Source organism: Marinobacter sp. BSs20148 (genome assembly GCF_000283275.1).
In the GTDB taxonomy this organism is placed as follows: domain Bacteria; phylum Pseudomonadota; class Gammaproteobacteria; order Pseudomonadales; family Oleiphilaceae; genus Marinobacter; species Marinobacter psychrophilus.
The window spans coordinates 332,382-355,157 of sequence record NC_018268.1 but is presented as its reverse complement, the minus strand read 5'-3'; the positions used below and the strand labels follow the sequence as shown (position 1 = coordinate 355,157).

The 22,776-nt window shown below is 53.0% G+C and carries 16 protein-coding genes and 3 pseudogenes; 17 read left to right on the top strand and 2 right to left on the bottom strand.

Annotated features, from left to right (window positions below; genetic code table 11):
• Positions 1-194 precede the first annotated feature (194 nt).
• The 8 genes from dctP to csiR all read left to right on the top strand — a co-directional run bounded on the left by dctP (position 195) and on the right by csiR (position 8,783).
• Positions 195-1,310, top strand: coding sequence for a TRAP transporter substrate-binding protein DctP (dctP, locus tag MRBBS_RS01515; RefSeq protein ID WP_014869652.1), 1,116 nt, complete (start codon positions 195-197; stop codon positions 1,308-1,310).
• 84 nt (positions 1,311-1,394) lie between these two features.
• Positions 1,395-2,096 carry a TRAP transporter small permease subunit gene (locus MRBBS_RS01510; RefSeq protein ID WP_014869651.1) on the top strand — a complete coding sequence of 234 codons (702 nt, stop codon included), beginning with the start codon at positions 1,395-1,397 and terminating at the stop codon, positions 2,094-2,096.
• Complete coding sequence (locus MRBBS_RS01505) at positions 2,096-3,640, top strand: TRAP transporter large permease (protein WP_014869650.1); 1,545 nt, start codon at positions 2,096-2,098, stop codon at positions 3,638-3,640. Before MRBBS_RS01510 ends, MRBBS_RS01505 begins: the two co-directional genes overlap by 1 nt.
• 68 nt (positions 3,641-3,708) lie before the next feature.
• On the top strand, positions 3,709-4,134 hold the full coding sequence (locus MRBBS_RS01500; protein ID WP_041635017.1) for a GlcG/HbpS family heme-binding protein: 426 nt from the start codon (positions 3,709-3,711) through the stop codon (positions 4,132-4,134).
• A gap of 98 nt (positions 4,135-4,232) precedes the next feature.
• Entirely contained in the window at positions 4,233-5,720 is a 1,488-nt protein-coding gene (locus MRBBS_RS01495; RefSeq protein ID WP_014869649.1) for an FAD-linked oxidase C-terminal domain-containing protein, read from the top strand.
• Positions 5,713-6,771: a glycolate oxidase subunit GlcE gene (glcE, locus tag MRBBS_RS01490; RefSeq protein ID WP_014869648.1), complete on the top strand. Its 1,059-nt coding sequence runs from the start codon at positions 5,713-5,715 to the stop codon at positions 6,769-6,771. Before MRBBS_RS01495 ends, glcE begins: the two co-directional genes overlap by 8 nt.
• 15 nt (positions 6,772-6,786) lie before the next feature.
• Entirely contained in the window at positions 6,787-7,995 is a 1,209-nt protein-coding gene (gene glcF / locus MRBBS_RS01485) for a glycolate oxidase subunit GlcF (protein WP_014869647.1), read from the top strand.
• A gap of 77 nt (positions 7,996-8,072) precedes the next feature.
• Positions 8,073-8,783 (top strand): DNA-binding transcriptional regulator CsiR, encoded by a 711-nt coding sequence (csiR, locus tag MRBBS_RS01480; RefSeq protein WP_014869646.1) that lies wholly within the window; start codon positions 8,073-8,075, stop codon positions 8,781-8,783.
• Positions 8,784-8,889: 106 nt separating this feature from the next.
• Here the strand turns inward: csiR and MRBBS_RS20185 are convergent, their stop codons facing one another.
• Both MRBBS_RS20185 and MRBBS_RS20180 read right to left on the bottom strand, forming a co-directional pair.
• Positions 8,890-9,024 (bottom strand): hypothetical protein, encoded by a 135-nt coding sequence (locus MRBBS_RS20185; RefSeq protein WP_264641355.1) that lies wholly within the window; start codon positions 9,022-9,024, stop codon positions 8,890-8,892.
• Positions 9,025-9,121: 97 nt separating this feature from the next.
• Positions 9,122-9,199 (bottom strand): annotated as a pseudogene (locus tag MRBBS_RS20180) (hypothetical protein); the annotation flags it as partial.
• Between the two features lie 280 nt (positions 9,200-9,479).
• On the opposite strand from MRBBS_RS20180, the gene MRBBS_RS01475 reads away from it, so the two are divergent.
• From MRBBS_RS01475 to MRBBS_RS01440, 9 genes and pseudogenes are all read left to right on the top strand, one after another.
• On the top strand, positions 9,480-10,658 hold the full coding sequence (locus tag MRBBS_RS01475) for an acyl-CoA dehydrogenase (RefSeq protein WP_014869644.1): 1,179 nt from the start codon (positions 9,480-9,482) through the stop codon (positions 10,656-10,658).
• A 24-nt stretch (positions 10,659-10,682) separates the two neighbouring features.
• Entirely contained in the window at positions 10,683-11,906 is a 1,224-nt protein-coding gene (locus MRBBS_RS01470) for a CaiB/BaiF CoA transferase family protein (protein WP_014869643.1), read from the top strand.
• A gap of 54 nt (positions 11,907-11,960) precedes the next feature.
• Entirely contained in the window at positions 11,961-13,397 is a 1,437-nt protein-coding gene (locus tag MRBBS_RS01465) for an NAD-dependent succinate-semialdehyde dehydrogenase (RefSeq protein ID WP_014869642.1), read from the top strand.
• 30 nt (positions 13,398-13,427) lie between these two features.
• Positions 13,428-14,084: pseudogene (locus tag MRBBS_RS01460) on the top strand (aminotransferase class III-fold pyridoxal phosphate-dependent enzyme); the annotation flags it as partial.
• A 295-nt stretch (positions 14,085-14,379) separates the two neighbouring features.
• Positions 14,380-14,583 (top strand): hypothetical protein, encoded by a 204-nt coding sequence (locus MRBBS_RS01455; RefSeq protein WP_014869640.1) that lies wholly within the window; start codon positions 14,380-14,382, stop codon positions 14,581-14,583.
• 1,074 nt (positions 14,584-15,657) lie between these two features.
• Positions 15,658-15,863 (top strand): annotated as a pseudogene (locus tag MRBBS_RS19300) (IS66 family transposase); the annotation flags it as partial.
• A 310-nt stretch (positions 15,864-16,173) separates the two neighbouring features.
• A complete protein-coding gene (locus MRBBS_RS01450; protein ID WP_014869638.1) occupies positions 16,174-17,772 on the top strand; it encodes a methyl-accepting chemotaxis protein in 1,599 nt (532 codons plus the stop codon).
• A gap of 11 nt (positions 17,773-17,783) precedes the next feature.
• Positions 17,784-21,464 (top strand): response regulator, encoded by a 3,681-nt coding sequence (locus tag MRBBS_RS18590; RefSeq protein ID WP_187290767.1) that lies wholly within the window; start codon positions 17,784-17,786, stop codon positions 21,462-21,464.
• 7 nt (positions 21,465-21,471) lie between these two features.
• On the top strand, positions 21,472-22,536 hold the full coding sequence (locus MRBBS_RS01440) for an HD domain-containing phosphohydrolase (protein WP_014869636.1): 1,065 nt from the start codon (positions 21,472-21,474) through the stop codon (positions 22,534-22,536).
• Positions 22,537-22,776 lie beyond the last annotated feature (240 nt).

Here is a 22,776-nt window from a genome sequence, read left to right as displayed (position 1 = left end):
ATGGCTGATGCATGCGTGCCTGTCTATAAAAACTGGTCTGACCAGTAAGCAAAAACTGGACTTGAATGCCATTTCGAACGATAAGTAGGATGTAAACCAACTTGTAAAGTGCTGTGCCCTCACATAATTAGTTCGGCACTCGGCCTACAGAGTGGTTCCAACAACAACAAAGCCCTGCATCTGGAGTTTCTACGATGACCGACATCACCTGCAAGATCGAGACCAAAGGCTCGGCGCGTCGCCGCGGCTTCCTGAAAACCCTAGCGGTGTCCGCCGCCATAAGTGCAACATTGCTCGCCAGCAGCGTTCAGGCAGCGACTACCTGGAAAATCCAGTCCGTTTGGGACGCTGGCACTGTCGGTTACGACCTGTTCAAAGAATGGTGTGACGGCATGGAAGAAAAAACGGGCGGTGAACTCAAGTTCACTTGTTTCCCTGCCAAAGCGGTTGCAGCCGACAATAACGGCCTGTTCGACGCCGTGCGTAACGGCGTATTGCAGGGCATGAACCCGTTTACCCTGTATTGGTCGGGCAAAATTCCAGCGTCGGTATTCCTGTCGTCTTATCCGGCCGGCCCCGATCAGCCACACCAGTGGGACACCATGTTCTATTCCTTGGGCATGCTGGAAAAAACCCGTGAAATCTACAAAAAATTTGGTTTGTTCTACGTCGGACCGATTCAGCACGACGCCAACATCATTCACTCCAAGCAGCCAATTAACAGTCTTGACGATCTTAAGGGCCTGAAAATGCGCCTGCCCGGTGGCATGGTGGCAGAAGTATTCGCCAAATTCGGTGTGGCAGCGGTCAGCCTTCCGGGCTCCGACATCTTCCCAGCGCTGGAAAAAGGCACCATAGACGCTGCTGACTATGTAGGGCCAGCCGTAAACTGGGAACTGGGCTTTTCTCAGGTCACCAAATACATTCTTATGGGACCTCCCGGCATTATGTCAGTCTACCAGCCGGTTGACCTGATGGACCTGACCGTGAACCTACGAGCCTGGAACGCGCTAGATCCCAAGCTGCAGCAAATAGTGGAAGACGAAGTTCGTATCTATTCCCAGAAGCACTACCTGGCTATCCAGAAGCGCAACATTGAGGCGATGAAAAAGTTCGAGGCAGCGGGTACCACTGTTACCCGCCTGAGCCAGGAAGACCTGCAAGAATTCCGTCGTGCCGCGATTCCGATCTGGTACAGCTGGGCTAACAAGGACGAAGATGCTCGCGAGATCTTCGACATGCAGCTCGAGTACATGATGAACGACACCGTTGGTTACATCACTGAGGACGACATCAAAGGCATGAACTAACACCTTTAGCGTCCAATCCAGGGAGAGCACTTGCTCTCCCTTTTTTCCTTTACAACATCTGGGTATAACCAGAGGTAGTTTATCATGTCTGACCTGGAAGGCTTTGGCTTTGTAATGCCCCATTGGCTGTATTGGGGCTGGCTTGCGGTTATGCCGCTGATTATGATTGCACTGGGTAGCTGGCGTGACTCGGGCAAACAACCTGAAACGGAGATTTCTGTGCCTCCGTTGGGTGAGGGTCAGGACGCGCCATCGACCGTCGAATACCAGAGCTCAGACGAGAGCCTGTTCACTCGCGCCATCGACTGGATTAGCGACAAATCAGGTTTGTTCATTTCGTTCTGGACCGTTAACGCGGTGTGCTTCTATTTCTTCGAAGTTATCATGCGCTACATCTTCAATACCCCGACCATCTGGGTGCATGAGGCCAGCTATCTGCTGCTGGGAATGCAATACGTTCTGGCGGGCGGCTTTGCCCTGTTGCATGGTTCCCATGTGCGGGTAGACGTGGTCTACAACTATTTGCCCGTGCGCGGCCGAGTCGGCATGGATATTTTCACCTCCATGTTCTTCTTCATGTTTGCGTTGGTGCTGGTACTGACCTCCTGGACCTACTTCAGTAATGCTTACTCCATGGGCGAAACCACCGTTGAAACCTGGGGTATCCAGTATTGGCCGGTCAAGGGCATCATGCTGTTAGGTTCGGTGCTGCTTCTACTGGCCGGTATTTCAAAACTGCTGAAAGACATTTCAGTCTTCATTCGTCTTGGCCGGGAGGCATCTTAATGTCCACTCAAGCTGCCAACGCCAACCCCGCACCGAAGAACCCTCTTATCGGTAAGCTGGGCACCTGGCTAATGATCCTGGCGACTGTCGGGATCGGCTTTGTTATTTGTATTGAAATGATCAACATCCTGTTTTTCGACCCATACAGTGATGAGTTTTTTCTGTTCCGCCTTGCCGGGAGCCTGGCTAGTGTTAACATCGGGCCACTGACTTATTTGATGTTTGGCTCGCTGATGGTGGCCCTTATGATGGGCCTGCCGCTTGCGTTCGTAACCGGCGGCCTGGGCGTGATGTTCGTATATCTGGTTGGCGACACGGCAATGCTTAACATTGTGCCAAGCCGTATCTTTCCGATGATGACCAACTCTGACCTGGCGGCCATTCCTCTGTTCATCTTCATGGCCTCTATGCTGGAGCGAGCCGGGCTGATCGAGGAAATGTTCAGCGTGGTCTATAAATGGATGGGCGGCTTGAGTGGCGGCCTTGCGGTAGCCACAATTTTGGCTTCTACCATTCTGGCTGCGATGGTCGGTGTTATCGGTGCCGCGGTGGTTACCATGGGCATCATTGCTCTGCCTGCCATGCTGAAACGCGGTTACGATCACAAGATCGCACTGGGTTCGATCATGGCTGGCGGCACGCTGGGCATTCTGATTCCGCCTTCAATTCTGGCCATTCTTTACGCAGTGGTTGCCCAGCAATCGGTAGGCGAGCTGTACCTCGGTTCAATTGTTCCAGGCATCATGCTGTCCTCCACCTACATTGGTTACGTGCTGATTCGCAGCTGGCTTAATCCAAAACTCGGACCACCGGTACCGCTGGAAGAACGCATTTCCACGGGCGAAAAGCTGCGCCTGCTGAAAAGCCTAATCGCGCCTCTGATTCTGATAAGTCTAGTACTAGGCCTATTGTTTGGCGGCGTGGCAACACCGGTGGAAGCAGCGGGCATTGGCTCATTCGGCGCCATGATAGTGGCCTGGAAGCACGGCGCACTGTCTATTGCTGCGCTGCGAGATGCGTCTGTCACCACCACCAAAGCCTCTGCCATGGTGCTGTGGATCATGTTTGGTGCCTCAGTGTTTGTGGGCTTCTACATCCTGCAAGGTGGCCAGGTGTTCATCACTGAAACCATCCTGGACATTGGCCTGTCTCCTTACGCCGTGTTGTTCTTGCTGATGCTGCTGCTGGTGGTTCTGGGCATGTTTCTGGACTGGGTGGGCATCCTTTTGCTGGCTGTGCCGATCTTTATTCCAATTGTTGAAGCACTGACTTTCGACGGTCTGTTCGGCCTGCCCGGCATCGACAGCTCAGACGTGGTGCTCTGGTTCGGGGTGTTGTATCTGGTGAATATGCAGATGTCGTTCCTGAGTCCGCCCTTCGGGTATGCGCTCTTCTATATTCGCGGGGTGTGCCCCCCGGAAATCTCGATGGCCACCATCTTCCGGTCAGCACTGGTGTTCCTGGGGCTGCAGGCACTGGGCCTGTTCCTGTGTGTCGTCTTCCCCTCCATTGTCACCTATTTGCCAAACCTGGTGTACGGCTGACCACCGGCACTTTTGAAAATCAAGGCCGCTCAATAGCGGCCAACTCAATTGCTTAAGGAGAATACAAAATGATCACCCTAAAAAGACTCGACCAGCAAGACGCCCGCCTGTTGATCGAAGGCGCCGCCGCCAAGTCCCGGGAAATTGGCATCCCGATGTGCATCGCCATTACCGACGAGTCCGGCAACCTGATTGCTTTTGAACGTATGGATGGCGGCAAAATCAGCAGTGTTATCGTCGCTCAAGACAAGGCTTACACCGCCGCCGCTGCCCGTAAGGCGACCCACGAATACAACGCCGCCTGCGTACCCGGCAACCTGGTATTCGGCATTCATACCTCGCAGGGCGGGCGTTTGTGCGTGGTTGGCGGCGGCCTGCCTGTTGTTGTAGATGGCGAGGTAGTCGGCGGTATTGGCCTAAGCTCCGGCTCACCGCAACAAGATATGGATTGTGCCCAGGCCGGCATTGATCACCTTAATGCTGGTCGCGCGTAGTACGTCATTGCTTGCAGCACCTTACGGTGAGCAGAACGTAGATATAAGTAGAACTACCCCGTAAACAGGACTGCCCCACACAGGGCCGGAGTTGCGTAATGAACACTGACAGCAAACCGTTAAACACTGACGCCAGCAAGCCTGACAAAGCCGAGCTGGCAAAAATGTTTCGGGAATTCATTGATCCACAATTCGTCATTACCGACGAAGAAACGCTCAAGCCCTACGAGTGTGACGGCCTGTCAATGTATTGCGTTATGCCGCTGCTGGTGGTGTTGCCAGAGACCGTTGAGCAAGTGCAACAGGTGATGCGCCTGTGCCACCAGTTCGGAATTCCGGTGGTTGCCCGTGGCGCAGGCACCGGCCTGAGTGCGGGCGCCATGCCCGACGCTGGCGGTGTAGTGTTGTCGCTGGCCAAGTTCAACCGCATTCTGCATATCGATCCGCTCGCGCGTTCGGCCCGCCTGCAATCCGGTGTACGTAACCTGGCCATCAGTGAAGCCGCCGCCGACTATGGTCTCTACTACGGTCCAGACCCATCCTCCCAGATCGCCTGCACCATCGGCGGCAATGTGGGTGAAAACTCCGGCGGTGTGCATTGCCTTAAGTACGGGCTTACCACCCACAATATTCTAAGCGTCGAGATGGTTACCGTAGACGGTGAGCGTGTAGTGATCGGCAGCGATGGTCTGGACAGCTGTGGCATGGACCTACTGGCCCTGATTACCGGGTCTGAAGGCCTGCTGGGCATCATCACCGAAGTACAGGTAAAACTGCTGCCAACCCAGGAAATTGCACGAGTCGTTATGGCTGGATTCGGCACAGTGGATGAAGCAGGCGCGGCTGTCGGCGGCATTATTGCCCAGGGCATTATCCCCGCCGGGCTGGAAATGATGGACAGCCATGCCATCATAGCCGTGGAAGCCTTTACCGGCGCGGGCTACCCGGTAGAGGCCGCCGCCCTGCTGCTGTGTGAGGTAGACGGTACCAAGGAAGAAGTGCAAGAGCACATCGAAAAGGCCGAAGCCCTGTTCCGGGATTTTGGCGCCACCTCCATTCGTACCTCAAAAGACGATGCCGAACGGGCTCTACTCTGGAAAGGCCGCAAAAACGCTTTTCCTGCCATGGGCCGGATTTCTCCGGACTACTACTGCATGGACGGCACTATTCCCAGGGCACACCTGGGTCAAGTACTGAACGAGATGCAAGACATGTCAAAGCGGTTTGGCTTGCGCGTCGCCAACGTATTCCACGCCGGTGACGGCAACCTGCACCCACTGATCCTGTTTGATGCCAACAAAGAGGGCGAACTGGAGCGTGCAGAAGCCTTCGGCAGCGACATCCTCGAGCTCTGCGTTAAAGTAGGCGGCTGCATTACCGGCGAACACGGCGTTGGCGTGGAGAAAATTCGCCAGATGCCCATGCAGTTTACCGACCCCGAAATTGAGCAGCTCAATGCCGTCAAAAGCGCATTCGATCCTCAGGGGACCTTGAACCCGGGCAAGGGTGTACCCACCCTGCGCAATTGTCAGGAGTACCGAGCCATTAACGCCAAACCACAGGCCCCGGAAGTGCAGCATGCCTGACATCACCAAGCACCTTCAGCAACAGATCAGCGAAGCCCGTAACCAAGGCCATAAACTGGCCATCGTGGGCGGTGGCAGCAAGCAGTTTATGGGTCGCAAGATCAACGCCGTGCAACTGGACGTTGGCGGCCATACCGGCATTGTTGACTATCAGCCGTTAGAGTTGGTTTTAACCGTCCGCGCTGGCACGCCGCTGAGTGAAATCGAAACCGCACTGGCGGAGAAAAACCAGATGTTGTCGTTCGAACCGCCGTACTTTGGCGACCGCTCCACCATCGGTGGCACCCTGGCCTGCAACCAATCAGGCCCGGGCCGCCCCTGGTGGAACTCGGTGCGTGACCAAGTGCTGGGCGTCAACCTGATTAACGGTAAAGGTGAAAAGCTGCGTTTTGGCGGACAGGTGATGAAAAACGTCGCGGGCTACGACGTCTCACGCACCCAGGCAGGCGCTATGGGCACGCTTGGCGTGATGACAGAAATCAGCCTCAAGGTTTTACCGAGACCAGCAATCACCATGACCCTGTCACGGGAAATGGAACACTCCGAGGCCATACGTTTTATGAACGCCCGAGCCGCCGAGCCCAAGCCTTTATCCGGCGCCTGCTGGCTTGATGGTACGCTTTATTTGAGATTGTCCGGCGCCCATTCTGCAGTGGAAGCCACGGCTAAGCACTGGGATATACCGGTAATGACCGACGGCGACACCTTCTGGCGGCAATTGCGCAATCAGCAGTTAGACTTCTTTGCAGGCGAGCAGCCGCTGTGGCGTTTTTCCATAAACTCTACTGCGGCAACGCCGCCGCTAAAAGGCTCCTGGCTTCTGGACTGGGCTGGCTCCCAGCGCTGGTACCGAGGCGATAGCGAAATGGCGACCATGGAAGCCCTTGCCGAGAAAGCCGGCGGACAGGTCAGCCTGTATCGCGGCGGTAACCGCACCGGCGAAGTCATGCACCACCAGCAGCCCGCCCTGCAAGCCATCCAGAAACGACTGAAACATTCCTTTGATCCTGACGCCCTTTTCAATCCCGGGCGGCTCTACAGCTGGTTGTAACCTAGCAGGTGCTTTATGAAGACCAACCTTGTTGCTGAATTTAAGAACACTGCGGAAGGCCTGGAAGCTGAATCCATATTGCAGGCGTGCGTTCATTGCGGTTTTTGCACCGCAACTTGCCCGACCTACCAGGAGCTCAATGACGAGCGTGACGGCCCTCGGGGTCGCATCTACCTGATTAAAGAACTTCTAGAAGGTGCTGAAGTTACCAGCAAAACCCGGGACCACCTGGATCGCTGTCTGACCTGCCGCGCCTGCGAAACCACCTGCCCTTCTGGTGTTCAATACGGCCGCCTGGTCGACATTGGCCGTGGCGTAATTGAAGAAAAGCTGGAACGCCCGCGTAACGAGCGGTTGCTGCGGCTGGCGTTGCGCAAAATACTACCTTACAGCAGCCGGTTCGGGCCGCTGCTGGCACTTGGACAGCTGTTCAAGCCCGTGCTGCCAGAAGCCCTGAAGGCCAAGGTGCCGCCCCGACGCAAAGCCTCGCCCTGGCCCACCGCCAACCACCCCCGGGTGATGATGGGGCTGGCCGGTTGTGCGCAATCCTCCGCTGCCCCCACAACGAATGCGTCAACGGCGCGGGTGCTGAACAAGCTTGGAATTACTTTGGTAGAAGCGCCAAAAGCCGGGTGTTGTGGCGCCGTCAGTTATCACCTGTCGGCCCATGAGGAAGGTTTAAACTTTATGCGCAACAACATTGACGCCTGGTGGCCCGCCATTGAAGCCGGCGCCGAGGCCATTGTGATGACCGCCTCTGGCTGTGGCGCCATGGTACAAGATTACGGCCACCTGCTTCGCGACGACCCGGTGTACGCCCAAAAGGCGAAGCGTGTCAGTGAACTGATGAAAGACATCAGTGAAGTGTTGCTGGCCGAAGACCTGGGCAAACTCGATCTGCAGGCATCCACCGACAAAATTGCCTTCCACTGTCCCTGCACCCTGCAGCACGCAATGCAGAAAAATGGTTTGGTAGAACAGGTTCTGACCAAAGTCGGTTTTAACCTGGCCAAAACTAAAGATAAGCACCTGTGCTGCGGTTCCGCGGGCACCTACTCGATCATGCAGCCGAAAATGAGCCAGAAGCTGTTGAAGAACAAACTCGAGGCGCTAACTCTGGACCAACCTGACCGCATAGTCACCGCTAACATTGGCTGCCAGCTGCATCTTGAAAGCAAGGCTCATGTGCCAGTACAGCATTGGGTGGAACTGCTGGACCGGTGAGCCCACGCCATTGCTTTCAATCGAATTATGTTATGATTTTAGGATAATTTTTCGAATCTGTTAACCATGAATCAACCATGAATCCGAACACGCGCCAAGAAGAGCTGGCGGATGTCAGAGAGAACCTCGGTGTCCGCGCATACAAGCTGCTAAAGAATGACATTATCAAGGGTCAGTTTCGCCCCGACGAGAAGCTGCGTATGAGTATCTTGAAGGAGCGTTACGACCTCGGTATCGGGCCATTACGCGAAGCCTTGTCGCAATTGGTAGCCGAGCAATTAGTTGTGGCCATCAGTCAGAGAGGCTATCGCGTTTCTCCTATGTCGCTTGCAGAATTGCATGATATTTACGATGCGCGCGCAGAACTGGAAGCCATGATGCTTGGCCTGGCGATTGAACGGGGCGATGACAACTGGGAAGCGGAGATACTGGCCCGAAACTATCAGCTCGCTAAAGTGAGCGAAACCCATATCCCCGGCGCACTGCTGGAAGTGTGGGATGCCCGCCATAGCCAGTTTCATATCGCTCTGGTTTGCGGCTGCCGCTCTCCTCAGCTAATGAAAGTGCGCGACGGGCTTTTTGATAAAGTTCAGCGCTATCGCCATGTCTGGCTGAAAGAAACTGTTTTTTCCAGCGAGGCTTTAGAAAAAAAACGCCAGGAGCACGCTGCGCTTGTGGAGGTTACTCTTGCACGCCGCAAAGAAGAGGCCGAAACGATGATGCGCGAACACCTGATGACGCCTGTGCCGATTATTACGGCCGTCATGAAGCAACAAGGCATTGCCTGAAAACAGCAGTTTGAAATAACGGCCTGATACAAATGAAAAGGGGGGAGAACGATATCGTTTTCCCCCCTTTTCATTTGTCCTACCTGTAAAACAGGCGATGCGTTTGTTAAAACAACAAACCGGGTAGCCACAGCGCAATGGCCGGAAAAGCGACAACCAGTACAAGGCCGACAAGCTGAAAACCAACGTAAGGCAGCGCCGAGTGATAAATATCCACAATGGTGATGGATTTTGGCGCCACCAATCGCATGTAGAAGAGGTTGTAGCCAAAGGGGGGGCGTTAAATACGCTGATTGCATGCTGAGAATAAACAGCGCCGCAAACCAGGTGGTGTCGAAACCCAGATCGCGCACGATTGGCACGTAAATCGGGATAGTGATGAACAGGATGGCGAAGTCATCCAGAACACGTTGCATGGGTTCAGTGTAGTCCCATGTAAACTAAAAATTCCGTAAAATTTCGACGAATTGGAAAAATATCAACATTATTTAGACGTTCGAATAGATCGCATCTATAGACAGTCTATTCCTGATTTTAGTGACTTTACACCCGAGAGCGTTATGTCCATTCGGCGTTAAAGAGCCCAACCGGGTTTCGCGCACTCAAAATTATTTTGACGTTTTGATAAAATGTAGATATTTTGTCTAAATGCTTTAGGCACCACCAACCGCCATTATTTGTTTAGGAGTTTTGACGATGAGTCATTTTAATTGGGACGACCCACTGCTGCTGGAGCAGCAGTTAACTGATGAAGAGCGCCAGATTCGTGACGCTGCCCATGACTACTGCCAGGAAAAACTCCAACCGCGAGTTTTGTCAGCGTTTCGCGAGGAACGTTTTGACCGCGAGATCATGAACGAGATGGGCGAACTCGGCTTGTTGGGTGCAACGGTTTCACCAGAATACGGCGGCTCGGGCGTTAATCACGTTTCTTATGGATTGATTGCGCGCGAAGTTGAGCGTGTTGACTCCGGCTACCGCTCGGCCATGAGCGTGCAGTCATCGCTGGTAATGTACCCCATCGAAGCCTACGGCTCGGAAGACCAGAAGAAGAAGTTCTTACCCAAACTTGCTAGCGGCGAAATGGTCGGCTGCTTCGGTCTTACCGAACCCGACCACGGCTCCGACCCCGGCTCGATGATCACCCGTGCGGTAAAAGTGGACGGTGGCTACTCTCTCATCGGCGCCAAAATCTGGATTACCAACAGTCCGATTGCTGATATTGCAGTGGTATGGGCAAAATCTTCTGCCCACGATAACCAGATTAAAGGCTTTATCGTCGAGCGAGGGACTAAAGGATTCAGCACGCCGAAAATCGAAGGGAAAGTGTCTCTTCGTGCATCTATTACTGGCGAGATCGTGTTGGATAATGCATTTGTACCCGAAGAGAATTTGCTGCCGAACGTCAGCGGCCTGAAAGGCCCGTTTGGTTGCCTGAACAAAGCCCGCTTCGGTATCGCTTGGGGCGTAATGGGCACGGCTGAATTCTGCTGGCACGCAGCGCGTCAGTACACCTTGGATCGCAAGCAGTTTGGCCGGCCATTGGCTGCTAACCAATTGGTTCAGAAAAAACTTGCCGACATGCAGACCGAGATCACCTTGGGCTTGCAGGCGGCGTTGCAGGTGGGTCGCTTGATGGATAGCGGCAACTGGGCACCAGAGATGGTTTCGCTGATCAAACGCAATAACTGTGGCAAGGCGCTGGACATTGCTCGTCAGTCGCGTGACATGCACGGCGGCAACGGCGTGTCGGATGAGTACGGCGTGATTCGCCACATGGTGAACCTCGAATCGGTTAACACATACGAAGGCACGCATGACATACATGCGCTGATTCTGGGCCGCGCTCAAACCGGTATCCAAGCCTTTTTCTGATTTTTCTAACGGCAGGTGTGCACCATGGCAGGTCCCTTAAAAGAGTTGCGCGTACTTGATCTTAGCCGCGTGTTGGCTGGCCCCTGGACAACCCAGATTCTGGCGGACATGGGGGCCGAGGTCATCAAGATCGAGAAGCCGGATAGCGGCGATGATACGCGTCACTGGGGGCCGCCCTGGTTCAAGGCCGCGGATGGCCAAGAAACCCGTGAGTCTGCTTATTACCTCGCGGCCAATCGCGGTAAACATTCACTAACAGTCGATATCAGTCAACCTGAAGGTCAGGCGCTGATCCGAGAACTCGCTTGTCAAAGCGATATTCTGGTCGAGAACTTCAAAAGCGGTGGTCTTGCGAAGAAAGGGTTGGACTACGCCACGCTCTCGGCGCTCAACCCAGGCTTGATTTATTGCTCGATCACGGGTTTTGGACACACCGGGCCTATGTCAGAAATGCCGGGCTACGACTACCTGATTCAGGCCCAGGGCGGGCTGATGAGCATTACCGGGGCGGCAGACGGTCAGCCTGGCGCCGGCCCCAAACGCGTTGGTGTGGCGGTGGCAGATTTAACCACTGGCATGAACGCCACCATCGCCATACTGGGCGCGCTGTACCACCGAACGCAAACAGGTGAAGGGCAGCATATCGATATAGCGCTGCTTGATGTTCAAGTGAGTTGGTTGGCCAATCAGGCGCAAAACTACTTCTGCAGTGGTAAACCCCCGGTACGTACCGGTGATTACCACCCCAACCTTGTCCCCTATCAGCCGTTTCCCACCTCTGACGGCCAGCAGATCATTATTGCCATTGGCAATAATGGACAGTTTCAGCGCTGGTGCGAGACCATTGGCCTCGGCGAAATTGCCCAAGACCTGCGTTTTGCGACCAATTCTGAGCGAGTGAAACACCGCATTGAGCTCATAGATATTTTAGTAAACGTGACCAAAACACGCACGCTCAAACAGTGGACAATGCTTCTAAACGAGATTGGCGTGCCCTGCGGTCCGATTCAGGATATCGCCCAGGTATTTGATGATCCTCAAGTCCAGGCGCGCGGAATGCAGATAACACTCGATTCCGCTCATGGTCCGGTGAAAGGGGTGGCCAACCCGATCAAGTACTCGAAAACGACGATTGAATACCACAAAGCTCCGCCAGCGCTGGGGGAAGACACTGACGCAGTTCTTGAGCGAGTGCTGCAAAGGTCCGCCAGCGAGATAGAAGCGCTGAAAAAAAAGGGCGTGGTTTAGCGCCCGAAGCGTTTTCCGGCTTGAATAAAGACAAAGGAAAAAACCATATAAGCCTTGCCCGATATTTTAATACCGAAAGCCTCTATTGGCGGTGAGTGGTGCGATGCGAGCAAGCATTTTTCGGTCACAAACCCAGCCAATGGCAAAGTATTGGCGGAAGTACCCGATTTAGGCCGTGAAGAAACGGTTGAAGCCGTAGCAGCGGCAGAAGCCGCCTGGCCGAACTGGAAGCGGCGAACGGCCAAAGAACGAGCAAATCTTTTGCGTGCCTGGTTCGAAAGCATCACAGCTCACCAGGAAGACCTCGCCCGACTAATGACTATGGAGCAAGGCAAGCCAATTGCTGAGTCACGGGGTGAAGTTGCCTACGGGGCTTCCTTCGTGGAGTTCTACGCTGAAGAAGCAAAGCTTATGGCCGGCGAAACCTTGCAAAGCCACGGTGTCGATAAGCGTATTCTGGTGTTTCGGGAATCAATCGGCATGGTCGCGGCGGTAACACCCTGGAACTTCCCGCTGGCGATGATTACCCGCAAGTGCGCCCCGGCGTTAGCCGCAGGCTGCACAGTCGTGATCAAACCCGCAGAAGCGACACCCCTGACAGCTTTGGCGCTTGTTCGCTTAGCGGAACTTGCCGGGCTTCCTGCCGGCGTCATTAACGTGATCACGGCCAGCCAGCCGGCTGCCGTGGGCGATGTATTGACCACCGACCCCCGGGTACGCAAATTTTCGTTCACAGGTTCTACGGCGGTTGGCAAAAAGCTACTCGCCCAGTGCGCGGGTACCGTTAAAAAAGCGTCTATGGAATTGGGTGGCAACGCACCATTCATCGTGTTTGATGATGCCGACCTTGATGCTGCGGTAGAAGGTGCCATTGCTTCAAAGTACAGAAATTCCGGACAGACTTGCGTCTGTACCAACCGTTTTCTGGTCCAGTCCGGTGTTTATGATGCCTTCGTCGAAAAGCTTGCAGCACGCGTCAAGCAGCTAAAAGTTGGCAATGGATTAGACGCAGGTGTGTTGCAAGGGCCGCTGATCAACCAGGCCGCGGTAGAGAAAGTCGAAGCACATATTGCTGATGCACTGGAAAAGGGCGCGCGTTTGATATGCGGCGGCAAAGCCCATGCCCTGGGCGGAACCTTCTTTGAGCCGAGCATCATTGCAGATGCCACCAGTGACATGCTTGTGGCCCAAGAAGAGACCTTTGGTCCGTTAGCACCGGTATTCCGCTTTGACTCCGACGAACAGGCCATCGCTATGGCCAATGCCACAAACTCTGGTCTGGCCGCTTACTTTTACGCAAAAGATTACCGGCGTATCTGGCACGTTATGGAAGGACTGGAGTACGGCATGGTGGCCGTGAACGAAGGTATTCTTTCAACGGAGCTGGCGCCTTTCGGCGGAGTAAAAGAGTCTGGGCTTGGGCGTGAAGGTTCCCGTCACGGGCTAGACGAGTTTACGGAGCTGAAATACGTGTGTGTAGGCGGTCTTTAAGCACCGCTGCCGACTAATAAGGGAAAGTTGATGAACAACGCGCAGTTGAATGAACTGAAAAACAAATACGTCGCTAACGGCGCGGCCAGCCCCGCCACACACTTTGCGGATCGTGCAGAGAATTCTGTGATTTGGGATGTGGATGGCAATCGCATTATCGACTTCGCCGGTGGTATCGGGGTGTTAAACATTGGCCATTGCCACCCGAAAGTTGTGGCGGCGGTACAGGCCCAGGTAGCAAAGCTGATGCACACGTGTCAGATCGTGATTCCCTATGCAGGGTATGTCAAAGTTGCTGAGAAACTGAGCGAGTTGGCTCCGGTGCGCGGCCACGGTAAAGTTATGCTGGTGAACTCCGGTGCAGAAGCTCTAGAAAATGCGGTCAAGATTGCGCGGGCTGCGACCGGCAAAAACAACGTTATCTGCTTTGACGGCGGTTACCACGGCCGTACGCTTTTTACGATGGCAATGAACGGCAAAGTTGCACTCTATGCCGGCGATTTTGGCACCATGCCCGGTAACGTGATCCGTGCGCCCTACCCGGTACCTTCTCTTGGCGTCAGCGAAAAAGAAGCTATTCGCAGATTGCACACGACGCTCAAGACCGATGCTAACCCGCGCGAGAGGGGATTGATTCTGATTGCTTGTGGTTTTTACGGCAACACGCTTCGTTTCCTGATGCCCGTCACGATTGAAGAAGAGGTGCTAAACGAAGGCCTGGCAATCGTTGAGGCATGCCTTGCGGAGCTTACGGGTTAGGCTCGCACGCCTATAAAAGCCGTTCCAGCGTTAACTATTCGGTCATCACATCTTTTCAGTAATGGCCAGTTTTCGTTATGACGACGGATAAATGTCGCTTTCACTGATTCATTCTTTTGACTATTCAGGGAACGATTAGAAATCGACATAGCTCGTTATGCCAAAGAGCTGCCCTTAATGGCTGCGAACCGGCTATAGTAGAGACTTTTCCCGGAGGCAAAACATGAGCATGTCTGGAAGAGGGAGTGGCACCAGTGTTTACTCCTGGAAGATCTCGGCGGTGCTGTCCGTAGCTTCTGTCATTGGCGCAGTGGTCAGTTTCGGTGATGTCTCGCCAATCATCACAGGTTTGATGTTACTGGCAGCCGTTGGTTGGGCCTTTACCGCCAGGGACAACAGGCGGGAATTGGAAAAAGGCGAGGCTTAAACGTATTACCTAAGCACCGGCTAATCACACCTCAAGCGGGACACACTTATTATTCGCTTGGCGTTCGAGCATAGGCCACACTGGCCCCCTCAATCTGTGCCGGTGTGTTTGCTTCATGCCTCCAGGTTCCTTAACACCGACGGTGGAAGCCTTGGCGGCTCGTCCGCCGGGCAGCCAACCGGGCTAGCCATTCACCGCTATTTGTACCCTTCCGGAGATGGCCGCGGGCACCAGCTCTGAACAATAATCAGCGCCCCTGAAGCCTCGGTGTTGCCGACCTTATCAAGTAAGATGATTACTACAAGTCGATTTCCTGCTCCTTAAATCAGAGATTAGGTTCTAATGCCGTATTTATTATGCCCTTTAAACATATGTTAAATATACCAACTTAGTACCACCTTGCTGGCATACTCCTCGGTTCGGCCTAGAGATTCTGAGATCGAGATCATTGAAACCTACTCTCTGGAAGACTTTGGCGGTGTTTCAGAGGTTGTTAATCAATGCCGGGGTTTAGGTGTCTCGTTTGGGCTGGATGAGTGTACAGAAAATGATCTGATGCAAAGCTGAGATTATTTTCCCACTAATCATTGGGGAGTGCCCTGACACATGAGGCCTCTGACAAAGTGCGACTATCGAACACTTACGTTCTAATGCCTTGCTGGTCCTGCAATCAGAACCTCCCTGATATACCGTATGCGCCAGTAAATTAGCACCTACATCTCGGCACGCCAACTGCACACATTGACTTCCTCATCAACTCCATGAGGAATCAGCATTACTCCAACCGAACGAGCACAGGTCTGACAGCAGTATATTACTGAATGGCAATCCTCCGGCGTGTCCGGCAGCGCTTACTGCAAGTAACAGTCACTGATCTATCATCAATTTGTTTGCTGGTGCCGGAAGCTGGTCCCGGCTGAAGACTGTCTGCAGCAGGCACAAGCGGCCACCGGGTTCACTCGGGTCGTTTCTGTTCCGGGTGCTGGCATCGGCGGAGCCGATAGCCTGACCGAAGCGTTCTACGCTTTCACCAACCGGCGGCGGAACAGGATCAAGTGTCTGATGTGGGAACCGATCAACTGGTTGCTGGACGAAAATGCCATCCGTCCATTCGCACTAGGTCGAAAAGCGTGCCGTATGCGGATACCTCGCAGGGCCCCAGTGCCAGTGCAACGTGTTACTCCCTGGTCGAGGCTGACACGCTGGAGAAGCTGAAAACACTATTGCCATGGAGCATGGATCTGGAGCGGGATTCAAAAAAAGTGTCGCAGATCGACTGAGGGCTAGTGAGTCGATTTGAGGGAGCTTACGATATGAAACCTAAGTATCTTTTGAAACCACTTATCCAAATTCTGCAAAAAACAACATGTCGTTATCCAAATTCTGCAAAAAAACACTCGAGACGCAACAAAAAATCTCGAAATAAAATAAATTTTGTCATAAAAATCATAGCCATAAAATATTTGATACAAAACCAGGCTCGTCCAGAAAAAGCTTTTACACCCTGAAATAGTAAAACTAATGCATTAACATCTTCTTAAATGAGTCTAACAATATTTTTTCAAGCCTCACTCAAAGAGAGATGCCAACGTGCGCGTGAACCACCCCGTATCCAATCGAAATGTGCCGGTCCATTCTGGCGCAAATATCCTTTCTACCACCAACCCTAAAGGGCAAATTACCCACGTTAACGACGAATTTGTCGGTATCAGTGGGTTCTCACGGGAAGAATTGATTGGGCAACCGCACAACATTATTCGCCACCCCGATATGCCCAGAGCAGCTTATGAAGAAATGTGGCGCCGGTTAAAATCAGGGAACACCTGGTTTGGTGCGGTTAAAAACCGGTGCAAGAACGGCGATCACTACTGGGTCCAGGCCTATACGACACCCGTTACCGGGAAGAATGGCGAGCTTCTTGAACTGCAATCCATACGCTCGCATCTCTCACCTGCGGCCGAGGCACGCGCGGAAAAACTTTATGCCACCTTGAGCAAAACTCAGGCTACCAAAGGCGCCGTTGAGCCGCCAAAGCTCCGCAGAGCAATGCCTCTGCAACTTAAACTGATTCTCGCCATGGCTGTCATTATGGGTGGTGCAGGAGCTGCCCAGTATTTTATGGAAACCTGGTACTCCGCCTTTGGTGTATGGGTCGCCGCCTTTGTTGTCAGTACAGCCGCCATTAGCGGCTTTGCCAGCCCACTGAAGAGATGTGTTCAAAGAGCCAGGGGCATGATTAACGATACGGTAGCCGAGAAAATCTTTACGGGTCGGGTAGACGACATCGGCAGTCTTGACCTGGTGATTACCCAGCAGCGCGCCGAGCTCGATGCCGTTGTTAAACGTATGGACGACGTTATCGGCAAGCTTAACCGCGGTGCTGAGAACACTATTTCCCGGAGTAACGATGCTCATTCTGCGGTTCACGAACAGGCTACAGCAACCGATACCATTGCCTCAGCAAGCGAGCAGATGTCTGCCACATCTAAAGAGGTTGCCAGTAATGCAACCGGTATGCTCGAGCAAGTTCGACTGGCCAGCGAGCGCGTTGCCAGCGGACAGGGTCTGACTCGAGAAACCCGCCACAGTATGGACGCCCTATCCAAGGAGCTTAACCAGGCATCGCATGCTGTCGGGCAACTTACCGAGGCCAGCAAGGGGGTCAGTCAGGCGCTGAGTATAATCGGTGACATCACTGAACAAACCAACCTTCTGGCTCTCAATGCGTCGATTGAAGCGGCCAGGGCCGGGGATGCAGGCCGAGGCTTTGCCGTAGTCGCAGACGAAGTTCGCAGCCTTGCGTTGCGAACCAAAACGACGACTGAACAGATCAATGCCACCCTCGGCCGCTTTCACGAGACTGTTTCCAATGCAACCCAAGCCATGGGGCGTTGTGGCAGCTATGCACAAAAGACAGTCGATAATGCCATCAGTTCCGAGCGCACCTTGTCGGAGCTAGTTACCTTTATAGAACGTATCTCCGAAGCCTGTGACGGCACATCGGTTGCGGCAGAGCAACAACACAACGCCTCCGGCGAAATCTCCGGAAAAATTGTCAGCATTAATGACCTGGGTGAAACGGCAATGAAGGTGGTCAAAGAGGCTCAGGAGTCCATGCACGAATTAAAACGACAGATTGGTGAAGTTGATGGATTGGTTTCCCGGCTGAGAGGGCGCAACAGCGCCTGATGGTTAGCCAAATGATTGACATCAGGATTGTCGGGAATAAAGAAACGGAAAGCTGGTTGCAACGGCAGCAGGACACCCTGCTTTCCTCAGATTTCAACTGTCGGTTCTCATCGATAACGGCTCCCGTCGAAGCGACGGAGCCACCCGACATCTGGCTTATTGATGCCGACGGTTCCGAAGCACTGCGCTTAATAGACGTAATAACCCAACTACACGCCAATGGCGAAATGGCCGGCGCCGAGATCATAGTTTTCGGAAAATCAATGACAACCGAATTAGCCAGTGAGGTAATGGCAGTGGGAGCCAGACGCTTTCTGGTTAAACCGCTCTCATCCCGAATGCTGGCCAGTACCTGTCAGGAGCTAGGCATATCTCACTCACTGATGGCCAGAACCGCCCTGATTGTTGAGGACCGGCAAGCAATCTACGAGGTAATCCGGGAACATCTGGCGACCCGGTCTATTGAGTCATTGCAAGCAGGCTCTATTCAGGCAACTTTCGACTTGCTCAGAAAGCGCGATTCTGATGTCATCGTTATAAGCCATTACAGCGACCTAATGAGCTATCGTGAGCTTTCTAAACTGCTCCGTTTTTTTCCGGATAGCTCGGGTATACCCGTTATTTTCACGACCGACGACATTACCAATAGCGACGCTAGGGACTTCCTGAGCCTGACTGGAACCAACATCCACTTCGCAGCTTATGCCGAGGTGCCCCGGCTTATTCATGAGTTGACACATCAACAGATCGGGCGAGCAACATCGGGTGGACGAATCTATGACGTCCTGCACAAACGAGAACAGGAACACTTTGCACTGAACCATCACGCCATCGTCAGTATGGCTGACAGCGCAGGGAAAATTACCGAAGTTAACCGACGTTTTTGTAACACCAGCCAATATTCCGAGACCGAACTGCTCGGCCAGAGTCACCGCCTTCTAAAATCCGGCTGTCATTCACCCGATTTTTACCAAGACATGTGGAAAACGATATCCCGGGGCGATATATGGAAGGGTGAGATCTGCAATCGCGCTAAAGACGGCAGTCTCTATTGGGTCTCATCAACGATCGTTCCATTTCTGGACAGTAGACAGCGCCCGTACAAGTATATTGCTATTCGCAAAAATATCTCCCAAGTTAAAACAGCTGAACACCGAGTAAAACGGCACGGCCAGCTTGCAAGACTGGTCAGCGAGGCCAGCGCCCACGCTCTTTCCGGCCACTGGGCAAGTGCCCCGGAAACACTCCAGTCCGCACTGCAACCCCTTTGCGGGTTTCTTGGCATTCATCATGTAGCCATAAAGCTTCGCCACAATCATTCCCTTGTTGCAATCTGGCGACAACTTATCGGCAACTCCGTTCATAATACGTCCCTTTCGATCACGAGCTTGAATACAGCTGAAAGCGAAAGTCAAGAGGGTGACAGCCAAAAGATTGAAGTTCCGCTCTGGGCAGACCAGACAGAGATCGGGTCACTGAAACTCGTTACACGGCAGGGCACCCTGACCGATACCTTCTGCGATCAGGGTTTGATCGATATACTTGCCAGTGTCATTTCCCATTCCTTGGCCCGCTGGCTCTCCGAGTTCGATCAGGAGCGGGATCGGAAGAGGCTTTATAAGGCCCAGGCGTTTGCAAACATTGGTACTTGGGAGTGGAACCTTGAAACAAACGAAATGATCTGGACAGAAATCATCCCAGTACTTTTCGGTTATCCTAAAGGAGGCTTGGAAACATCCTATGCAAACTTTATGGCCGCTGTTCATCCCGACGACCGCACAAAAGTTGAGGCTGGAATAGCAGCCGCGATTGAATATGACGAGCCCTATCGGGTTGAACATAGGGCGGTATGGCCCGACGGCACGGTAAGATGGCTTCTTGAGACGGGGGCGGTAGTCCGAAGCGATGACGGCACTGCAAAACAAATGCTAAGTGTTGTTGAGGACGTAACGCAAGTTCATGAAGCGGAGCAGCAACTGGCCAACCAAGCGAGCTTGTTGAACATGCTTCATGAGTCCCTCACCACGTTCATTCGTGAGGGAAAATTTCGAGCCACCCTTGACACCATGTTGGAGAGCCTGTTGGAACTGACCAACAGCGAATTTGGCTTTCTGGCCGAGGTACTTCAGGACGAAGAGGAAGCTCCCTATCTTCGGGTCCAATCCATTGCCAACCTCCCTTGGAGTTTGCCCTCGGAAGAAATGTGCAGCCGGGTTGGAACAGATAGATTCGAGCTCCCCAGCCTAAATAACGTCATGGGCGAATTAATCCGAAACAAGAAAGTTGTGAGTGTCGACGAAACTCAGTCAGTGGAACTGTTCGCCGGGCTCCCGGAAGGGCATCCCGAAATAAGGACATTTCTCAGCGTGCCAATCCTAGTCGGCTCCGACCTGGTCGGAATTTTCGCCATTGCAAATCGTGATTCCGGTTACAACCAGTCACTGATCAGTTTTTTACGGCCCTTTACCGCAACTTATGGCGTGATCATCAACTCTCAGCGCATGATTGACATGGAGAGCAACAATCGCAGGAGCTTGGTTCGAGAAAAACAGAGGGCAGACCAGGCAAACCGGGCAAAATCCGAATTCCTCTCCAGCATGAGCCATGAATTGCGCACGCCATTAAATGCGATCCTGGGCTTTGGCCAACTACTTGGGAGCGATCCAGCGCTTAATGAAGACCAACGGGACAGTGCCAACGAAATCCTGTCCGCGAGCAATCACCTACTTGCACTCATCAACGAAGTACTGGACTTGGCAAGGATCGAGTCGGGAAAACTGGACCTTTCGCTCGAGACCATTCCCGTACGCGCAATCATTGACGAAGCGCTCACGTTGATCAGGCTATCCGCTGAAAAACGTGGTATCCAGATTTCTATCAGCAACAGGGCAAACCTCCGGGTCACCGCCGACTGGACCCGCTTAAAACAGGCGTTGTTGAATCTTCTCTCCAATGCCGTCAAATACAATAGAAGTGAAGGTAGCATCCTGATCGAGGCGAAACCCCACGGAACTGCATGGGTCGATATTCGGGTTACAGACACTGGTCCTGGCATCCCAGAGTTCCGAATACCTGAATTATTCCAGCCATTCAACCGCTTGGGTGCAGAGCTTAGCCATATCGAAGGTACTGGCATAGGGCTATCGCTGACCCACCGGCTCGTTGAGTTGATGGGGGGTAGCATTGGGCTCACAAGTGCCGTTGGCGAAGGCTCTACATTCTGGATCCGCCTGCCAGTTGAACAAGGGCATACGAGCACTAACGCCGAGCCATCAATCGATTCCGGCCAAAGCAAAACTCAATCTGGCGAGCAAACGGTCACCAACACCAAGTCCATTCTTTATATTGAGGATAATCCGGCGAACTTGAAACTTGTCGAAAGAATTGTCCAGCGGCAACCCGATTTTTCTCTGATTTCGGCGACCACCGCCGAAGAAGGGTTGAACCTCGCAAGAACCTGTCAACCAGACCTCATTCTTCTCGATATCAATCTGCCGGATATGAACGGCTTCACAATACTACATAAGTTAGAGACTCAGGCTCCTCCTAACAATGCCCCTGTTATCGCTTTGACGGCAAGCGCCATGCACTGTGAAGTTCGGAGAGGGAAAAACGCCGGTTTTAATGACTATCTGACTAAGCCGATCAATATTGCAGAATTAACGAATACGCTTAAAAAATACTTGGGATAACCCACTCATGTCCGCCTTTTCAGAAATAGATTTTCACCAACAAAGCATTTTTATTGTCGATGACGAACCGGCAAACCTGAAGCTTCTGGAAAAAATCCTCACATTTGCAGGCTACACCAATCTGACTTTGATCAGCGATCCGCGCCAAGTTATTCCAGCCTACCACAAGCATCACCCTGCACTGATTCTTCTAGATCTGAATATGCCAGGCGTTGACGGGTACCAGGTTATGAACCAACTAGGCAACCTCGGTGACCCCTTGCTGCCGCCTATTGTTATCCTGACCGCCCAGAATCAACAGGACTACCTGCTTCGCGCTCTGGAGGCGGGGGCCCGGGACTTTATCAGCAAGCCATTTGATCGACGAGAGTTGCTGATGCGCGTCCACAATCTTCTGGATGCGCATGTTGCCCATCTGCTGGTGCAAAACCAGAAAGCTCACCTGGAAATATTGGTGGAAGAGCGCACACAGGAATTACGCGAGAGCAGACTAGAAATTATTCGACGGCTTGGACATGCAGCGGAGTGGCGAGATGAAGAAACAGGAAATCACATTATAAGAATGAGCAAGGTGTGCGCCCTTCTTGCCAGCAAAGCGGGCTGGTCAAAAGGGCAATGCGACTTGATCCTGCAAGCCAGCCCGATGCATGACATCGGTAAAATTGGAATTCCCGACGCTATCCTGTTGAAACCCGGAAAGTTGGACCCGCAGGAATGGCAAACCATGAAAACCCATGCCGAAATCGGTGGACGGCTGCTGGAGGGCAATAGCAACGAACTCTTTGTGATGGCCCGGGAGATTGCCCTTAATCACCACGAAAAGTGGGATGGAAGCGGCTATCCTGACGGACTGCGAGGTGAAGATATTCCTTTCTCCGGAAGAATTGCCGCACTGGCCGACGTATTCGATGCGTTGACGTCGGCGCGCCCCTACAAAAAAGCCTGGCCGGTAGAAGATGCAGTGGAATTGATCCGAGAAAACCGGGGTGCACACTTTGATCCAGAGCTGGTTGATCTGTTCCTGGCCGATGTTGCCAGCTTTGTAAGAATCATGGATGTCTATCAGGACTAGTCGGACCACTTAAGCCAATGACTTTCAAAAACCAGATATGGATGATCAATCCGACTACCGATGCCACAATTCTCGTCAATCCAGACCGGACGATTGTCAGTGCCAACCCGAGAGCAGCCGACATTGTTCTTACCACTGTGACACGGTGGAAAGGCACTTCATTAGACACTCGACACCGGAGCACTAAAAAACCGTTCACAAACAGTATGTTAATGGTTTTTCAGCGAATGAGTGAAATGC

Excerpts from the sequence above, each read along its gene's own strand:
- dctP (WP_014869652.1), top strand. The coding sequence starts at position 195 with ATGACCGACATCACCTGCAAGATCGAGACCAAAGGCTCGGCGCGTCGC.
- MRBBS_RS01510 (WP_014869651.1), top strand. The coding sequence starts at position 1,395 with ATGTCTGACCTGGAAGGCTTTGGCTTTGTAATGCCCCATTGGCTGTAT.
- MRBBS_RS01505 (WP_014869650.1), top strand. The coding sequence starts at position 2,096 with ATGTCCACTCAAGCTGCCAACGCCAACCCCGCACCGAAGAACCCTCTT.
- MRBBS_RS01500 (WP_041635017.1), top strand. The coding sequence starts at position 3,709 with ATGATCACCCTAAAAAGACTCGACCAGCAAGACGCCCGCCTGTTGATC.
- MRBBS_RS01495 (WP_014869649.1), top strand. The coding sequence starts at position 4,233 with ATGAACACTGACAGCAAACCGTTAAACACTGACGCCAGCAAGCCTGAC.
- glcE (WP_014869648.1), top strand. The coding sequence starts at position 5,713 with ATGCCTGACATCACCAAGCACCTTCAGCAACAGATCAGCGAAGCCCGT.
- glcF (WP_014869647.1), top strand. The coding sequence starts at position 6,787 with ATGAAGACCAACCTTGTTGCTGAATTTAAGAACACTGCGGAAGGCCTG.
- csiR (WP_014869646.1), top strand. The coding sequence starts at position 8,073 with ATGAATCCGAACACGCGCCAAGAAGAGCTGGCGGATGTCAGAGAGAAC.
- MRBBS_RS01475 (WP_014869644.1), top strand. The coding sequence starts at position 9,480 with ATGAGTCATTTTAATTGGGACGACCCACTGCTGCTGGAGCAGCAGTTA.
- MRBBS_RS01470 (WP_014869643.1), top strand. The coding sequence starts at position 10,683 with ATGGCAGGTCCCTTAAAAGAGTTGCGCGTACTTGATCTTAGCCGCGTG.
- MRBBS_RS01455 (WP_014869640.1), top strand. The coding sequence starts at position 14,380 with ATGAGCATGTCTGGAAGAGGGAGTGGCACCAGTGTTTACTCCTGGAAG.
- MRBBS_RS18590 (WP_187290767.1), top strand. The coding sequence starts at position 17,784 with ATGATTGACATCAGGATTGTCGGGAATAAAGAAACGGAAAGCTGGTTG.
- MRBBS_RS01440 (WP_014869636.1), top strand. The coding sequence starts at position 21,472 with ATGTCCGCCTTTTCAGAAATAGATTTTCACCAACAAAGCATTTTTATT.